The sequence below is a fragment of the Enterobacter nematophilus genome (assembly GCF_026344075.1).
GTDB lineage: Bacteria > Pseudomonadota > Gammaproteobacteria > Enterobacterales > Enterobacteriaceae > Enterobacter > Enterobacter nematophilus.
On the sequence record NZ_JAPKNE010000003.1, the window covers coordinates 61,295 to 77,506 of the forward strand.

Here is a 16,212-nt window from a genome sequence, read left to right on the forward strand (position 1 = left end):
CTTCCTCTCTTAGTCCTGGGTGGAGTATAGGCAACCTGACGGCAAAATGGTTGAGTAAATTGATGACTTTGCGGCGCATTGTCCAGCGCGGGCTATGCTTTTGCATACGGTTCATAAAATAGTGGAAAACAATGTCCAGATTCTTCTTTAACGATCGCAAACAGCTGGTCAACGACGCCATTGAAGGCATACTGCTTTCTGCGCCACATGCGAATCTCGTCAAACTTGATATCGATCCCGCCATCAGGGTTGTCGCCCGCGGTGACTGGGATAAAAGCCGCGTGGCGGTGATCTCCGGCGGTGGCTCCGGGCACGAACCGGCGCACGCCGGATTTGTCGGTAAAGGCATGCTGACGGCGGCAGTGTGTGGCGATCTGTTCGCCTCCCCAAGCGTGGATGCGGTGCTGAACGCTATTGTGGCGGTGACGGGCGATCGCGGCTGCCTGCTGATCGTCAAAAACTATACAGGAGACCGCCTGAACTTTGGTCTGGCGGCAGAGAAGGCCAAACGCTACGGCCTGAAGGTCGAGATGGTCATTGTGGCGGACGATATCGCGCTGCCCGACAACAAGCAGCCGCGCGGCATTGCCGGCACGGCCCTGGTGCATAAGATTGCGGGCTATGCGGCGGAGCACGGAAAATCGCTGAGCGAGGTGCGGGATATTGCGCAGCAGGCCTGCGATAACCTCTGGAGCCTGGGCGTTGCGATGCAAACCTGCAACCTGCCGGGCAGCGACGATGAAGAGGGGCGCATCAAGCAGGGCCATGTCGAGCTGGGGCTGGGGATCCACGGGGAGCCGGGTGCCTCGGTGGTTGATACGCAAAACAGCAAAGCGATTATCGACACGCTGGTGACGCCGCTCAAAGCGCAGGCGGGCGAGGGGCGTTTCGCGGTGCTGATTAACAACCTCGGCGGCGTCTCTGCGCTGGAAATGGCGCTGCTGACCAAAGAGCTGGCGCACTCGGCGCTAAAAGAGAACATTGCCTATCTCATTGGTCCGGCACCGCTGGTGAGCGCCCTGGACATGAAGGGCTTTTCTCTGACGTTGCTGAAGCTCAACGATCTGTTCGAAAAAGCGCTGCATGAAGAGGTGGAAACGCTGGGCTGGCAGAAACCCGTGGCGTTTGCCCCTCTGCGTACCGTTCCGCAAACGGCTATTCACGATCGCGTGGAATATACCCCCTCTGACAATCCGCAGGTGAAGGAGTCTGTTTCACGGGTGACGAAGACGCTCATAGAGCTGGAAAACCGCCTGAACGCGCTGGACGCCAAAGTGGGCGACGGCGATACCGGCTCCACCTTTGCGCAAGGGGCGCGGGATATTGCGCAGCGTCTGGAGGAGAACGCGCTCCCGCTTGATGATGTGCCTGAGCTTCTGCTGCTGGTGGGGGAACGGCTGGCTACGGTCATGGGCGGATCGAGCGGCGTACTGATGTCGATCTTCTTTACGGCGGCCGGGCAAAAGCTTCACGAAGGGCAGCCGCTACCTGAAGCCTTGCTCAGTGGGCTGGCGCAGATGAAGCAGTATGGCGGGGCAGATCTCGGCGATCGCACGCTGATCGATGCGCTGCAACCGGCGCTGGAAGCGTTGCAGAAAGGCGATCTTCAGGCGGCGGCGCAGGCTGCGCAGCAGGGTGCCGAAGCAACGGCAAAAATGGCAAAAGCCGGAGCAGGGCGTTCATCGTATGTGAATAAAGAGAATCTGGACGGGGTAATGGACCCGGGGGCGGTTGCGGTGGCAGAGGTGTTTAAGGCCATGGTAGAAGCAAAACGGTAACAACCGTTACCGTTTTTAGTGTTTGCGCCCTCTCCCTGTGGGAGAGGGTTGGGGTGAGGGCATCAGGCTGCACATTCCCCGGCAATGTCACATCAAAAATCCGCTTTCAACACCACGCGGTAGCGGGCTTTGCCGTCGCGCACGTGCTGGATGGCTTCGTTGATTTTCGACATCGGATACAGCTCGGTGGTTGGCGCCACTTTGGTGCGTCCGGCGAACTTCATCAGCTTGCGCAACTCGTACGGCGTACCGGTCGCTGAGCCGGACACGCTGCGATCTCCGCCGATCAGGGTAAAGGCCGGAACCGGCAGCGGCTTCATCACCGCACCCACGGTGTGGAAGTTACCGCCGTAGGCCAGCGCTTCAAAGTACGGCTGCCAGTTGAGATCGACATTCACGGTGTTGATGATCAGGTCAAACTGGCCCGCCAGCGCGTTCAGCGCGTCCGGATCGCGGCTGTTCACGACTTTGTCCGCGCCCATGGCCAGCACTTCTTTTTCCTTCGACGGGTTAGAGCTGAACGCCGTGACTTCACAGCCCATCGCGTGCAGCAGCTTGATGGCGATATGGCCCAGACCGCCGATACCGATCACGCCCACGCGGCTGGTGGCGGTGACGTGGTGCATCAGCAGCGGTTTAAAGACGGTGATCCCGCCGCACAGCAGCGGACCGGCAGATTCAATATCAATGCTGTCCGGCAGCGGGATGACCCATTGCCAGTCGGCGCGCAGCTTATCGGCGAAACCGCCCTTATTCAGGATGGTGGGCACCGCGCCTTCAAGGCAGTTGATCTGGTTGCCGCTGATGCAGGCATCGCAGTGGCCGCAGCTGCGTGCCGTCCAGCCAATGCCCACGCGCTGGCCAACCTTCAGCCCTTTGTCCTGCGCGGCGCTGCCGAGCGCGACGACGCGGCCAATGACTTCGTGCCCGGCAACCAGCGGATAGCTGGAGAAGCCCCATTCGTTGTCGATCATCGAGAGATCTGAGTGGCAGACCCCGCAGTAATCAACCTGTACTTCGACGTCTTCTGCTTTTAGTTCGCCCGCATCGTACTCGTACAGCTCAAGTTCTGCACCCGCCTGCGGTGCGGCGTAGCTTTTTATCTTCGACATCGTGTTTCCCCCGTTGTGGTGTGAACTGAGAGTGTAGAGCATTCAGTTTACAGCCGCTTAACAGAAGGGGGCAGGAACGAAACTTACAGACTTTTCAGCATTCTGACTTCGCAGTCAACGTGGCCCGTGCAGCCCAGCGGCGCATCAATATGCTCAAAGCCCAGATGTTCATACAGGCCGATGGCCTCTTTGAGGAAGGCGGTGGTTTCGAGGTAACAGCGTTTAAACCCATGAGCGCGCGCGTGCTCCAGGGCGACCAGCGCCAGCTTTTTCGCCAGGCCCTGTCCACGAACCGACGGCAGGAAATACATTTTCTGCAGCTCACAGATATCCGGCTCGCTGCAGCTCAGCGGCGCTATGCCGCCGCCGCCCACGACATTACCGTCCTGTTCGATGACCCAGTAGGCATGTCCCGGCTGGCTATAGAGTTGGAAAAGTTCGTCCAGGTTTGGGTCGGCAACGGTGTAACCTTTATCCGCTGTCAGCCCATACTCTGCAGATACGGTGCGGATAACGGCGGCGATAGCCGGATTGTCCTGCTCAGTGATCCGACGCATCGTCGTCGCGACGGGGGTAATCACGCTCATGGCATTACTCATTACAAAAATTGACACACAGTTGCTGTTAATAGCACCGCGGAAAAGGGAGTGCAAGCGAGGAGTTTTCAGGAAGGTTACCCCTTACGCCCTGAAGCGTAAGGGGTAAAAGCATTACAGGGCTGCAATAACCGCCTGCTGCTCGATCAGCTTGGTCTTCGCATCGGCAAAGGCAACCAGACGCTCACGCTCTTTGGCGATGACCGCTTCCGGCGCGCGGGCAACAAAGCCTTCGTTCGCCAGCTTGCTTTCAATTTTGCCAATTTCCACGTCGACTTTCGCCACTTCTTTCGCCAGACGCGCCAGCTCCGCGTCTTTGTCGATCAGGCCCGCCATCGGGATCAGCAGCTCGGCGCCGTCGATGATTTTGGTCACGGAAACCGGACCTTTGTCATCCGCAGGCAGCACGGTGATGCTCTCCAGACGCGCCATAGTTTTCAGGAAGGTGTTGTTCTCGGTGACGCGACGAACGGCAGCCTCGCTGCAGCCGCGCAGCAGCAGTTCAAGCGGTTTACCAGGGGCGATGTTCATTTCGGCACGGATGTTACGTACCGCAACGATCGCCTGTTTCAGCCACTCGGTATCCGCAGACGCCGCTTCATCAACCTTAGCCGCATCGAATTCCGGGAACGGCTGCAGCATGATGGTATCGGCGTTGATGCCCGCAATGACCTTCACGCGCTGCCAGATGGTTTCGGTGATGAATGGAATGACCGGATGCGCCAGGCGCAGCAGACCTTCCAGAACCGTAATCAGCGTGTTGCGCGTGCCGCGCAGCTCCGCCTCAGAACCGCCGTTCATCACCGGCTTCGCCAGCTCCAGATACCAGTCGCAGAACTGGTTCCAGGTGAATTCGTACAGGATGCCCGCTGCGATATCGAAGCGGTAGCTGTCCAGCGCCTCGCGGAAGGCTTTCACCGTCTGGTTGAATTCCGCCAGGATCCAACGGTCTGCCAGAGACAGGGTCATTTCGCCGCCGTTGAAGCCGCAGTCCTGATCTTCGGTATTCATCAGCACGAAGCGGCTGGCGTTCCACAGCTTGTTACAGAAGTTACGGTAACCTTCCAGACGCTTCATGTCCCAGTTGATGTCGCGGCCGGTAGAGGCCAGCGCCGCCAGGGTGAAGCGCAGGGCGTCGGTACCGTGAGATTCGATCCCGTTCGGGAACTGCTTCTCGGTACGCTTGCGGATTTTCTCAGCCAGCTGCGGCTGCATCATGTTGCCGGTACGTTTTTCCAGCAGGTCTTCCAGGGAGATACCGTCAACCATGTCCAGCGGGTCAATCACGTTGCCCTTGGACTTGGACATCTTCTGGCCTTCGTCGTCGCGGATAAGGCCGGTCATGTAGACGGTATGGAACGGAACCTGCGGCTTGCCGTCTTCGTCTTTGATGAAGTGCATGGTCATCATGATCATGCGGGCAATCCAGAAGAAGATGATATCGAAGCCTGACACCATCACGCTGGTTGGGTGGAACTGACGCAGCGCGTCGGTGTTCTCTGGCCAGCCGAGAGTGGAGAAGGTCCACAGCGCGGAGGAGAACCAGGTATCCAGCACGTCTTCATCCTGACGCAGGGCTACGTCAGCGCTCAGGCTGTTTTCCTGACGCACTTCGTCTTCGCTACGGCCAACGTAGACGTTGCCTTCGTTGTCGTACCATGCCGGGATGCGGTGACCCCACCACAGCTGACGGGAGATACACCAGTCCTGAATGTCGCGCATCCAGGAGAAGTACATGTTTTCGTACTGCTTCGGCACGAACTGAATGCTGCCGTTTTCAACCGCTTCAACAGCCGGTTTCGCCAGCACGTCGGCACGTACGTACCACTGGTCGGTCAGCATTGGCTCAATAACCACGCCGCCACGGTCGCCGTACGGCACGGTCAGATCGTGAGGCTTAATCTCTTCCAGCAGGCCGAGCGCGTCAACGGCAGCTACGATAGCTTTACGTGCGGCAAAGCGCTCCAGCTTCTGGAACTCCGCCGGGATCTCGCTGGAATAGACGTCGGATTCGTTGCCTTTGGTGTCGTACACTTCTGCGCTTTCGCGGATATCGCCGTCGAAGGTCAGAATGTTGATCATCGGCAGGGCGTGACGACGACCCACTTCATAGTCGTTGAAGTCGTGCGCAGGGGTGATTTTCACGCAGCCGGTGCCTTTTTCCATGTCGGCGTGTTCGTCGCCAACAATTGGAATACGGCGGTTTACCAGCGGCAGCACCACGAATTTGCCGATCAGATCTTTATAGCGCGGATCTTCCGGGTTAACGGCCACGCCGGTATCGCCCAGCAGGGTTTCCGGACGGGTGGTCGCCACCACCAGGTAATCTTTACCGTCTGCGGTTTTCGCGCCGTCGGCCAGCGGGTAGCGGATGTGCCACATGGAGCCTTTGGACTCGCGGTTTTCCACTTCCAGGTCAGAAATTGCGGTGCGCAGTTTCGGGTCCCAGTTTACCAGGCGTTTGCCGCGGTAAATCAGGTCTTCTTTGTACAGACGGACGAACACTTCTTTCACGGCGTTGGACAGGCCTTCGTCCATGGTGAAGCGCTCGCGCTCCCAGTCCACGGAGTTGCCGAGACGGCGCATCTGACGGGTAATGGTGCCGCCGGATTCTGCTTTCCACTGCCAGATTTTGTCGATGAACGCCTCGCGACCGTAGTCGTGACGGGTTTTACCTTCTTCAGCGGCAATTTTACGCTCAACCACCATCTGGGTCGCGATACCCGCGTGGTCAGTCCCCGCCTGCCACAGGGTATTTTTGCCCTGCATGCGCTGGTAGCGGATCATGGTGTCCATGATGGTCTGCTGGAAAGCATGCCCCATATGCAAACTGCCGGTGACGTTCGGCGGCGGGATCATGATGCAGAAGGACTCTTTGCTTTCGTCGCCGTTAGGCTTGAAATAGCCCTGCTGTTCCCAGTGCTCGTAAAGCGGCTGTTCGATATCGCGTGGGTTATATGTCTTTTCCATTATTTCCAGGTTGCCGTATTCAGGTTAAAACCAGCCAGGCGGTACGCTTTATAGCGTTCGCGCGCCAGTTGTTTCAAGGATTCTTCGTAAGGGACAAAGTCTACCACTTCTGTGAAAGCGGTGGCAAAATCTGCAAAGTCTGTCCGCAGGCTAATGAGAATATCGCGCGCGCTGCTGTTGCGCTTTTGCGGCCAGGCTATTTCGACCGGGGCCCCGCCTCGCGGACCTTCGCCCGACAGGTTATGCGGCACAAAGCTCTCAGGCGGGCGCGCCCACAGCGCTTCATCAAGGCGAATCGCCTGCTGTTCATCTTCACAGGCAATCAGAACGCGTTTACCTGCGCGCCAACGTTCTGCGGCAATTTCACACACCAGCTGTTCAACGGCGCTGAGGCCATCCTGATGGGTGTCGTTGTCCAGAAGGTAGAACGTTGCATTCTTCATATATGGGGCTTCTTGTGCTCGCTTTAAATGCTTAAGCCGGGTGGCGGCTTCGCCTTACCCGGCCTACGGTTTACTGCCGTTTTGACTTACTCGTCGCCGTTGAAACCCGCACGATTGAGCAGGAACTGCGACAGCAGCGCCACCGGACGGCCGGTTGCGCCTTTGGCTTTACCGGAGCGCCATGCGGTGCCGGCGATGTCCAGGTGCGCCCAGTTGTACTTGCGGGTAAAGCGCGCCAGGAAGCAGCCCGCGGTAATAGCCCCGCCAGGACGACCGCCGATGTTCGCCATATCCGCAAAGTTAGACTCCAGCTGTTCCTGATACTCGTCGCCCAGCGGCAGACGCCATGCGCGGTCGCCGGCCTGCTCAGACGCGCCGATAAGCTCGTGCGCCAGCGGGTTGTGGTTCGACATCAGGCCGGTGATGTGGTGGCCCAGCGCAATCACGCAGGCACCGGTCAGGGGGGCCACGTCAATCACTGCTTCAGGCTCGAAGCGCTCAACGTAGGTCAGCACGTCGCACAGCACCAGACGGCCTTCGGCGTCGGTGTTCAGCACCTCAACGGTCTGGCCGGACATAGTCGTCAGGACGTCGCCCGGGCGATACGCGCGACCGCCAGGCATGTTTTCGCAGCCTGCCAGCACGCCAATGACGTTAATCGGCAGCTGAAGTTCCGCGACCATGCGCATCACGCCATATACCGCCGCCGCGCCGCACATGTCGTATTTCATCTCGTCCATGCCTTCGGCAGGCTTGATGGAGATACCGCCGGAATCGAAGGTCAGGCCTTTACCCACCAGCACGATCGGACGCGCATCTTCGGACGGGTTGCCTTTGTATTCGATGACCGACATCAGGGATTCGTTCTGCGAGCCGTTACCCACCGCCAGATAAGAGTGCATGCCCAGCTCTTTCATCTGCTGTTCGCCGATGACGCGGGTGATGACGTTTTTGCTGTAGGAATCAGCCAGCTGGCGCGCCTGAGAGGCGAGGTAGGCGGCGTTACAGATGTTTGGCGGCATGTTGCCGAGATCTTTTGCCGCTTTGATACCGGCGGCAATTGCCAGACCATGCTGGATGGCGCGCTCGCCGCTGGTCAGTTCGCGACGGGTTGGCACGTTAAAGACCATTTTGCGCAGCGGACGACGCGGCTCGCTTTTGTTGGTCTTAAGCTGATCGAAGCTGTACAGGCTCTCTTTTGCGGTTTCGACTGCCTGACGCACTTTCCAGTAGGTGTTACGGCCTTTGACGTGCAGCTCGGTCAGGAAGCAGACGGCTTCCATTGAACCAGTATCATTCAGCGTATTAATGGTTTTCTGAATAACCTGCTTATACTGACGTTCATCCAGCTCGCGCTCTTTGCCGCAGCCAATCAGCAGAATACGCTCTGACAGGACGTTCGGAACATGGTGCAGTAACAGCGTCTGCCCAGGTTTGCCTTCCAGTTCGCCACGGCGCAGCAGGGCGCTGATATAGCCGTCACTGATTTTATCGAGTTGCTCGGCGATCGGGGAGAGTCGGCGCGGTTCAAAGACGCCCACAACGATGCAGGCACTCCGCTGTTTCTCCGGGCTACCGCTTTTTACACTGAACTCCATGCACTACGCTCCTGAATCTTAAAGACAACGGCGGCTGCTACGGATAGAATTGAAACCTTTCGTAACTCATGTCCGCTGTTGTGGTGACTTCGTGTTAATCTTACGTTACTACGGTTTCGACACGTCAGAAAAAGTCCTGAAGCGTGAATCCGCCGGATGTTTTAATCTTAGCGACGATTTCGACGACTCAAGAGAATAAATGACGTTTAAGCCATGAAACAAGCGATTTTCCAGCAAAGAGACGGGTTTTTACGGGCGTATTTAAAGTGATAATCATAAGATATCTGGTGCGGGAGACGCTCAAAAGCCAACTGGCGATCCTCTTCATCCTGCTGCTGATTTTTTTCTGTCAGAAGCTGGTGAAGATCCTCGGTGCGGCCGTTGACGGCGAAATTCCAACGAATCTGGTGCTTTCCCTGCTTGGGCTGGGGATCCCGGAAATGGCGCAGCTTATTCTGCCGCTGAGTCTATTCCTCGGCCTGCTCATGACCCTCGGTAAGCTGTACACCGAGAGTGAAATTACGGTGATGCATGCCTGCGGCCTGAGTAAAGCCGTACTGGTGAAAGCGGCGATGATACTGGCGCTGTTCACGGGCATTGTTGCGGCGGTGAATGTGATGTGGGCGGGCCCTATGTCTTCCCGTCATCAGGACGAAGTGCTGGCCGAAGCGAAAGCAAACCCCGGCATGGCGGCGCTTGCGCAGGGGCAGTTCCAGCAGGCGACTGACGGAAACTCCGTGCTGTTTATTGAGAGCGTTGACGGCAGTAAATTTAACGATGTCTTCCTGGCGCAGCTGCGTCCTAAAGGTAACGCGCGTCCGTCCGTAGTGGTTGCCGATTCTGGCCAGCTTTCCCAGCGCAAAGACGGTTCTCAGGTCGTCACGCTGAATAAAGGCACCCGTTTCGAAGGCACCGCGATGCTGCGCGACTTCCGCATTACGGATTTCCAGAACTATCAGGCCATTATTGGTCATCAGGCGGTGGCGCTCGATCCGACGGATACCGAGCAAATGGATATGCGCACGCTGTGGAATACCGATACCGACAGAGCGAGGGCTGAGTTCCACTGGCGTATTACGCTCGTATTCACCGTGTTTATGATGGCACTGATTGTCGTTCCGCTGAGCGTGGTGAACCCGCGCCAGGGGCGCGTGCTCTCTATGCTGCCAGCGATGCTGCTTTACCTGATCTACTTCCTGCTGCAAACCTCGATTCGCTCTAACGGCGCGAAGGGTAAGCTGGATCCGATGGTCTGGACGTGGTTCGTTAACAGCCTGTACATCTTACTGGCGCTGGGATTAAACCTGTGGGATACGGTGCCTGTGCGCCGCATACGTGCCCGATTCTCGCGTAAAGGAGCCATCTAATGCAGGCGTTTGGCGTTCTTGATCGCTATATCGGTAAAACCATTTTCACCACCATCATGATGACGTTGTTCATGCTGGTGTCGCTCTCCGGCATTATCAAATTTGTCGATCAGCTGAAAAAAGCCGGGCAGGGCAGCTATGACGCGATGGGGGCGGGGATGTACACCCTGCTCAGCGTGCCAAAAGATGTGCAGATCTTCTTCCCGATGGCGGCCCTGCTGGGTGCGCTGCTGGGGCTGGGGATGCTGGCTCAGCGCAGCGAGCTGGTGGTGATGCAGGCCTCAGGCTTTACCCGTATGCAGGTTGCGCTGTCGGTAATGAAAACCGCCATCCCGCTGGTGCTGTTGACCATGGCGATTGGCGAGTGGGTGGCACCGCAGGGCGAACAGATGGCGCGTAACTATCGTGCTCAGGCTATGTACGGTGGTTCACTGCTCTCGACTCAGCAAGGTTTATGGGCGAAAGACGGTAAAAACTTCGTCTACATCGAACGGGTAAAGGGCAATGATGAACTGGGCGGGGTGAGCATTTATGCTTTCAATGATCAGCGCCGTCTGGAGTCTGTCCGACACGCCTCTTCAGCGAAGTTTGACGCGGAACATAAGCAGTGGCGTTTGTCGCAGGTTGATGAATCTGACCTGACCGATCCAAAACAGATTACCGGGTCACAGACGGTGACCGGCACCTGGAAGACCAACCTCACGCCGGATAAGCTCGGGGTTGTGGCGCTGGATCCTGACGCGCTCTCTATCAGCGGCTTGCATAACTATGTGAAGTACCTGAAGTCGAGCGGGCAGGATGCGGGACGCTATCAGCTCAACATGTGGAGCAAAATCTTCCAGCCGATGTCCGTGGCGGTGATGATGCTGATGGCGCTGTCGTTTATCTTCGGCCCGCTGCGTAGCGTGCCGATGGGCGTGCGCGTCGTGACCGGTATTAGCTTCGGCTTTGTCTTCTACGTACTCGATCAGATCTTCGGTCCGCTGACGCTGGTTTATGGCATCCCGCCGATTATCGGTGCGCTGCTGCCGAGCGCCAGCTTCTTCCTGATCAGCCTCTGGCTGCTGCTGAAACGCTCCTGATTGACCTCTCCTCGCTTCCGGTGAACCGGGAGCGAGGCTAATCTCCTGTTTCACCCCGCACTTTTTCTCACAACCTTCAACGTCCCGCCTCGAATTTGAGTATTATTGAGCGATAAAGTCGTGAAGGGATCCTCTATGAAGCAAATTCGAATGCTTGCCCAGTACTACGTCGACCTGATGATGAAGCTTGGGCTGGTGCGTTTCTCCATGCTGCTGGCGCTGGCGCTGGTCGTGCTGGCCATTGTCGTGCAGATGGCCGTTACGATGGTTCTGCATGGTCAGGTCGAGAGTATCGACGTTATCCGCTCTATCTTCTTCGGCCTGCTCATTACCCCCTGGGCGGTCTATTTCCTTTCCGTGGTGGTCGAACAGCTGGAGGAGTCCCGTCAGCGCTTATCAAAACTGGTCGATAAGCTCGAGGAGATGCGCGAGCGCGACCTGAAGCTCAACGTTCAGCTTAAAGACAACATTGCGCAGCTGAATCAGGAGATTTCAGATCGTGAGAAGGCAGAGGCAGAGCGTCAGGCCACGCTGGAACAGCTGAAAATCGAAATGAAAGAGCGCGAGGTGACGCAGATCCAGCTTGAGCAGCAATCCTCCTTCCTGCGTTCGTTCCTGGACGCTTCGCCGGATCTGGTGTTCTACCGTAACGAAGATAAAGAATTTTCCGGCTGTAACCGGGCGATGGAGCTCCTCACCGGGAAAAGCGAGAAGCAGCTGATTCACCTCAAGCCGCAGGACGTTTACTCCGAAGAGGCGGCGGCCAAGGTTATGGAAACGGATGAAAAAGTGTTCCGCCATAACGTCTCGCTAACCTACGAACAGTGGCTGGATTACCCGGACGGGCGTAAAGCCTGCTTTGAGATCCGCAAGGTGCCGTACTATGACCGCGTCGGGAAGCGCCACGGCCTGATGGGCTTTGGCCGCGATATTACCGAGCGTAAGCGCTACCAGGATGCGCTGGAGCGCGCCAGCCGCGACAAGACCACCTTTATCTCGACAATCAGCCACGAACTGCGTACGCCGCTCAATGGCATCGTGGGGCTGAGCCGCATTCTGCTGGACACCGACCTGACCGCAGAGCAGGAAAAATACCTCAAAACGATTCATGTCTCGGCGGTCACGCTGGGTAATATCTTCAACGATATTATTGATATGGATAAGATGGAGCGCCGTAAGGTTCAGCTTGATAACCAGCCGGTTGATTTCACCAGCTTCCTTGCCGATCTGGAAAACTTGTCTGGTCTGCAGGCGCAGCAGAAGGGGCTGAATTTTGTCATGGAGCCCACCCTGCCGCTGCCGCATAAAGTTGTTACCGACGGCACGCGGCTGCGTCAGATCCTGTGGAACCTCATCAGCAACGCGGTGAAATTTACCCAGAAGGGGCAGGTGGCGGTGCGTATCCGCTATGACGAAGGCGACATGCTGCACTTCGAGGTGGAGGACTCCGGGATTGGTATTCCGCAGGAGGAGCAGGACAAGATTTTCGCGATGTACTACCAGGTGAAGGACAGCAACGGCGGAAAACCGGCCACCGGCACCGGGATCGGCCTCGCGGTCTCTAAACGGCTGGCGAAGAGCATGGGCGGTGACATCACCGTTGCCAGCCAGGCGGGCAAAGGGTCAACCTTCACGCTGACGGTGCATGCGCCGGCGGTGGCGGAAGAGGTAGAGGATACCTTCGAAAACGACGATATGCCGCTGCCTGCGCTGCACGTCCTGCTGGTGGAGGATATTGAGCTTAACGTGATTGTAGCGCGCTCGGTGCTGGAAAAACTGGGCAACAGCGTGGATGTCGCGATGACCGGTAAAGCCGCGCTGGAGATGTTTAAGCCGGGCGAATATGACCTCGTTCTGCTGGATATCCAGTTGCCGGATATGACCGGGCTGGATATCTCGCGTGAACTGACGCGTCAGTACGCGGCTGATGAACTGCCGCCGCTGGTGGCGCTGACGGCAAACGTGCTGAAAGATAAAAAAGAGTATCTCGACGCCGGTATGGACGATGTACTCAGCAAGCCTCTGGCGGTGCCTGCTCTGACCGCCATGATCAAGAAGTTCTGGGATACCCACGATGAAGAGGAGAGCACCATGACGTCTGTTGATAGCGCAAAAGCCCAAACGATACTCGATACCGCGATGCTGGAGCAGTATATCGATCTGGTCGGCCCGAAACTGATTACCGACGGTCTGGCGGTGTTTGAAAAAATGATGCCGGGCTATCTGAGCGTGCTGGAGTCAAATCTGACGGCGCGGGACCAGAAGGGCATTGTGGAAGAAGGGCATAAAATCAAAGGCGCGGCCGGCTCGGTCGGGTTACGCCACCTGCAGCAGCTGGGTCAACAGATTCAGTCGCCTGATTTACCAGCTTGGGAAGATAACGTGGGTGATTGGGTTGAAGAGATGAAACAAGAGTGGCAGAACGATGTTGCGGTGCTTAAAGCCTGGGTGGACGCCAGAAAAAAATGACCCCGGCTAGACCGGGGTGCGCGAATACTGCGCCAACACCAGGGAAATCGTGGCTGCGCCTGTTTTTTAAAGTAATTTTCTAATGGGCGCCGCCGTAAAAATTTAGGCCGCACGCAGATAAGATAGCAAATCTTAAATGGTTTGTTACATGAATCAGTGAAATGTGTGAAGCATAGCGTTTTAATCAAAATTATTAATGTGCTTCAGCGAGTTGCAAAGAAGGATCGTCAAGATGAAAAAAATTGGTGTCGTCCTGAGCGGATGCGGTGTTTTTGATGGTTCAGAAATACATGAAGCCGTAATCACGCTGCTGGCCCTGGCGAAACAGGGAGCAGAGGTTATCTGTTTTGCGCCCGACAAAAATCAGGCGGATGTGATTAACCATCTGACCGGCGAGCCGATGGCCGAAACGCGCAACGTGCTGATTGAAGCCGCGCGTATTGCCCGGGGAGAGATTCATCCGCTGGCGCAGGCAGATGCCGCTGAGCTGGATGCACTCATTGTGCCGGGCGGCTTCGGCGCCGCGAAAAATCTCAGCACCTTTGCTGCCGAAGGCGCCGCATGCAAGGTGGACCCTGATTTAAAAACGCTGACGCTGGCGATGCATGCCGCGGGCAAGCCGCTGGGCTTTATCTGTATTGCGCCGGCCATGCTGCCAAACATTTTCGATTTCCCGTTACGGCTGACGATCGGAACCGATATTGATACCGCAGAGGTCGTCGAAGATATGGGTGGCGAACACGTTCCGTGCCCGGTCGATGACATTGTGGTGGATGAAGACAATAAAGTTGTCACCACGCCCGCGTATATGCTGGCGAAGAATATTGCGGAAGCCGCCGTGGGTATTGAAAAGCTGGTCGCCCGGGTACTGGTGCTGACGGAATGAGGCGTCAGTTTTCCGCAGGCGCATGGGTGAAACGCCTTCTTCTACGCATCGTTCTCGTGCTGGCGGTGTTATGGGGAGGCGGGCTGGCGGTGTTCAGCATTTTGCCGGTACCGTTTTCAGCGGTCATGGTTGAGCGCCAGCTTAGCGCGTGGTTCTCCGGTGATTTCGGCTACGTTGCCCATTCTGACTGGGTGAGCATGGATGAAATTTCTCCGTTCATGGGGCTGGCGGTTATCGCGGCGGAAGATCAAAAATTCCCGGAGCACTGGGGGTTCGATGTGGCCGCGATTGAAAAGGCGCTGGCCCATAACGAACGTCACGAAAACCGCGTACGCGGTGCGTCAACGCTGTCGCAGCAGACGGCTAAAAACCTGTTCCTGTGGGATGGCCGAAGCTGGGTGCGAAAAGGGCTGGAAGCGGGCCTGACCCTGGGAATGGAAACGGTCTGGAGCAAAAAGCGTATTCTGACCGTTTATCTTAATATCGCCGAGTTCGGCGACGGGGTATTTGGTGTCGAAGCTGCATCACAACGCTATTTTAATAAACCTGCCAGCAGGCTGAGCATGTCGGAGGCGGCGCTGCTCGCGGCTGTTCTGCCTAATCCTATCCGCTTCAAGGCCAGCGCCCCGTCAGGGTACGTGCGAAGCCGTCAGGCGTGGATCATGCGCCAGATGCGCCAGCTGGGTGGGGAAGGGTTTATGGAGAGAAATGCGTTAATGTAGGGCGGGTAAGCGCAGCGCCACCCGCCAGAATAGCAGGCCTAATCTTCGTCGAAGCCGGCGTTAAACAGCGCAATTACCGCCGCCAGGGCTTCCTCTTCCTGAGGTCCGGTGGCTTCTACCTCGATCTGACGCCCCTTGGCGGAGTCCAGCATCAGCAGCGCAATCACGCTGTTGGCTTCCGCTTCGGTGCCTTCGTCATTACGCAGCAGCACTTCTGCATCGAAACCCTGCATCAGCTCAAACAGCTTCATCGCCGGGCGCGCATGCATGCCCAGCTTGTTGGTGATCTCAACGGTTTGTTTTACGGTCATGTTTTACGTTTTTCCAGCGTGCGATGACGGGACTGAACGTTCTTACCGCGCGAGCGGAAATAGTCGGCCAGCTGTTCGGCGATATAGACCGAACGATGTTTACCGCCGGTACAGCCAATCGCTACCGTCAGGTAGCTACGATTGTTTGTCTCCAGCATAGGTAACCATAGCTCAAGGTAGCTTCGCGTCTGGTAGATAAAATTGTGAACTTCTGTGTGTCGGTCGAGGAACGCCGCCACGGGCTTATCCAGACCGGTCATTGGACGCAGTTTTGGATCCCAGTGCGGGTTCGGCAGGAAGCGCACGTCGAAAACATAGTCCGCATCAATCGGAATACCGTGCTTAAAGCCGAAGGATTCGAATACCATCGTCAGCTCGCGCTCGCGTTTACCCAGCAGGCGGGTACGCAGCATTTCCGCCAGCTCGTGAACGGACATCTCTGAGGTGTCGACAATCAGATCGGCACGAGATCGCAGCGGCTCAAGCAGATCGCTCTCTTCGTCGATGGCGCTCTCCAGCGAGAGATTCTTGCTGGAAAGCGGGTGCAAACGACGGGTGTCGCTGTAGCGGCGGATCAGGGTATTGCGGTCGGCATCAAGGAACAGCAGCTGAGGCGAGAACGCGTCAGGCAGGTTACTCATTGCCTGTTCGAAGATCTCCGGGGATTCCGGCATGTTACGCACGTCGATACTGACGGCAGCGGAGGTTTGTCTCTCCGCTAACGTGCGTGCCAGATCGGGCAATAACACGACCGGCAGGTTATCGACGCAGTAAAAACCCATGTCTTCCAGCGCGCGCAGGGCAACGGATTTACCCGACCCTGAACGACCGCTGACAATCATCAGCACCATGTTCCGTTTCTCCTCAGGACAACAGAT

The 16,212-nt window shown here is 57.0% G+C and carries 14 protein-coding genes; 7 read left to right on the plus strand and 7 right to left on the minus strand.

Annotated features, from left to right (window positions below):
* Nucleotides 1-131 precede the first annotated feature (131 nt).
* Nucleotides 132-1,778: a dihydroxyacetone kinase subunit DhaK gene (locus OSH03_RS09990; protein ID WP_266178952.1), complete on the plus strand. Its 1,647-nt coding sequence runs from the start codon at nt 132-134 to the stop codon at nt 1,776-1,778.
* A 92-nt stretch (nt 1,779-1,870) separates the two neighbouring features.
* On the opposite strand, the gene ahr is transcribed toward OSH03_RS09990, so the two are convergent.
* The 5 genes from ahr to pepA form a co-directional block, all read right to left on the minus strand.
* The gene (gene ahr / locus OSH03_RS09995) at nt 1,871-2,890 is read right to left on the minus strand and encodes an NADPH-dependent aldehyde reductase Ahr (protein WP_151412463.1); all 1,020 of its coding nucleotides are present in this window, start codon (nt 2,888-2,890) and stop codon (nt 1,871-1,873) included.
* Between the two features lie 83 nt (nt 2,891-2,973).
* Nucleotides 2,974-3,477, minus strand: coding sequence for a GNAT family N-acetyltransferase (locus tag OSH03_RS10000; RefSeq protein WP_061096943.1), 504 nt, complete (start codon nt 3,475-3,477; stop codon nt 2,974-2,976).
* A gap of 123 nt (nt 3,478-3,600) precedes the next feature.
* Nucleotides 3,601-6,456 carry a valine--tRNA ligase gene (locus tag OSH03_RS10005; protein ID WP_061096944.1) on the minus strand — a complete coding sequence of 952 codons (2,856 nt, stop codon included), beginning with the start codon at nt 6,454-6,456 and terminating at the stop codon, nt 3,601-3,603.
* Nucleotides 6,456-6,899: a DNA polymerase III subunit chi gene (holC, locus tag OSH03_RS10010; protein WP_003861884.1), complete on the minus strand. Its 444-nt coding sequence runs from the start codon at nt 6,897-6,899 to the stop codon at nt 6,456-6,458. Before holC ends, OSH03_RS10005 begins: the two co-directional genes overlap by 1 nt.
* An 86-nt stretch (nt 6,900-6,985) precedes the next feature.
* Nucleotides 6,986-8,497 (minus strand): leucyl aminopeptidase, encoded by a 1,512-nt coding sequence (pepA, locus tag OSH03_RS10015; RefSeq protein WP_266178953.1) that lies wholly within the window; start codon nt 8,495-8,497, stop codon nt 6,986-6,988.
* Nucleotides 8,498-8,640: 143 nt separating this feature from the next.
* Between pepA and OSH03_RS22100 the strand changes: the two genes are divergently transcribed.
* The 6 genes from OSH03_RS22100 (at nt 8,641) to mtgA (ending at nt 15,023) form a co-directional block, all read left to right on the plus strand.
* Complete coding sequence (locus OSH03_RS22100; protein ID WP_213743486.1) at nt 8,641-8,700, plus strand: hypothetical protein; 60 nt, start codon at nt 8,641-8,643, stop codon at nt 8,698-8,700.
* A gap of 63 nt (nt 8,701-8,763) precedes the next feature.
* Nucleotides 8,764-9,864, plus strand: a complete 1,101-nt coding sequence (lptF, locus tag OSH03_RS10025; RefSeq protein WP_028014576.1) for an LPS export ABC transporter permease LptF — start codon at nt 8,764-8,766, stop codon at nt 9,862-9,864.
* Entirely contained in the window at nt 9,864-10,946 is a 1,083-nt protein-coding gene (gene lptG, locus OSH03_RS10030) for an LPS export ABC transporter permease LptG (RefSeq protein WP_028014575.1), read from the plus strand. The genes lptF and lptG overlap by 1 nt, the downstream gene beginning before the upstream one ends.
* A 135-nt stretch (nt 10,947-11,081) precedes the next feature.
* Nucleotides 11,082-13,415 (plus strand): aerobic respiration two-component sensor histidine kinase ArcB, encoded by a 2,334-nt coding sequence (gene arcB / locus OSH03_RS10035; RefSeq protein WP_061096945.1) that lies wholly within the window; start codon nt 11,082-11,084, stop codon nt 13,413-13,415.
* Nucleotides 13,416-13,647: 232 nt separating this feature from the next.
* Nucleotides 13,648-14,301, plus strand: a complete 654-nt coding sequence (gene elbB / locus OSH03_RS10040) for an isoprenoid biosynthesis glyoxalase ElbB (RefSeq protein ID WP_266178954.1) — start codon at nt 13,648-13,650, stop codon at nt 14,299-14,301.
* Nucleotides 14,298-15,023: a monofunctional biosynthetic peptidoglycan transglycosylase gene (mtgA, locus tag OSH03_RS10045; protein WP_266178955.1), complete on the plus strand. Its 726-nt coding sequence runs from the start codon at nt 14,298-14,300 to the stop codon at nt 15,021-15,023. Before elbB ends, mtgA begins: the two co-directional genes overlap by 4 nt.
* Nucleotides 15,024-15,061: 38 nt before the next feature.
* Here mtgA and npr read toward each other — a convergent pair whose 3' ends face one another.
* On the minus strand, nt 15,062-15,334 hold the full coding sequence (npr, locus tag OSH03_RS10050; RefSeq protein ID WP_003861872.1) for a PTS phosphocarrier protein NPr: 273 nt from the start codon (nt 15,332-15,334) through the stop codon (nt 15,062-15,064).
* Entirely contained in the window at nt 15,331-16,185 is an 855-nt protein-coding gene (gene rapZ, locus OSH03_RS10055; protein ID WP_014885397.1) for an RNase adapter RapZ, read from the minus strand. Before rapZ ends, npr begins: the two co-directional genes overlap by 4 nt.
* Between the last annotated feature and the right edge of the window lie 27 nt (nt 16,186-16,212).

Excerpts from the sequence above, each read along its gene's own strand:
- mtgA (WP_266178955.1), top strand. The coding sequence starts at position 14,298 with ATGAGGCGTCAGTTTTCCGCAGGCGCATGGGTGAAACGCCTTCTTCTA.
- holC (WP_003861884.1), bottom strand. The coding sequence starts at position 6,899 with ATGAAGAATGCAACGTTCTACCTTCTGGACAACGACACCCATCAGGAT.
- arcB (WP_061096945.1), top strand. The coding sequence starts at position 11,082 with ATGAAGCAAATTCGAATGCTTGCCCAGTACTACGTCGACCTGATGATG.
- elbB (WP_266178954.1), top strand. The coding sequence starts at position 13,648 with ATGAAAAAAATTGGTGTCGTCCTGAGCGGATGCGGTGTTTTTGATGGT.
- lptG (WP_028014575.1), top strand. The coding sequence starts at position 9,864 with ATGCAGGCGTTTGGCGTTCTTGATCGCTATATCGGTAAAACCATTTTC.
- OSH03_RS10005 (WP_061096944.1), bottom strand. The coding sequence starts at position 6,456 with ATGGAAAAGACATATAACCCACGCGATATCGAACAGCCGCTTTACGAG.
- OSH03_RS10000 (WP_061096943.1), bottom strand. The coding sequence starts at position 3,477 with ATGAGCGTGATTACCCCCGTCGCGACGACGATGCGTCGGATCACTGAG.
- OSH03_RS09990 (WP_266178952.1), top strand. The coding sequence starts at position 132 with ATGTCCAGATTCTTCTTTAACGATCGCAAACAGCTGGTCAACGACGCC.
- rapZ (WP_014885397.1), bottom strand. The coding sequence starts at position 16,185 with ATGGTGCTGATGATTGTCAGCGGTCGTTCAGGGTCGGGTAAATCCGTT.
- npr (WP_003861872.1), bottom strand. The coding sequence starts at position 15,334 with ATGACCGTAAAACAAACCGTTGAGATCACCAACAAGCTGGGCATGCAT.
- ahr (WP_151412463.1), bottom strand. The coding sequence starts at position 2,890 with ATGTCGAAGATAAAAAGCTACGCCGCACCGCAGGCGGGTGCAGAACTT.
- pepA (WP_266178953.1), bottom strand. The coding sequence starts at position 8,497 with ATGGAGTTCAGTGTAAAAAGCGGTAGCCCGGAGAAACAGCGGAGTGCC.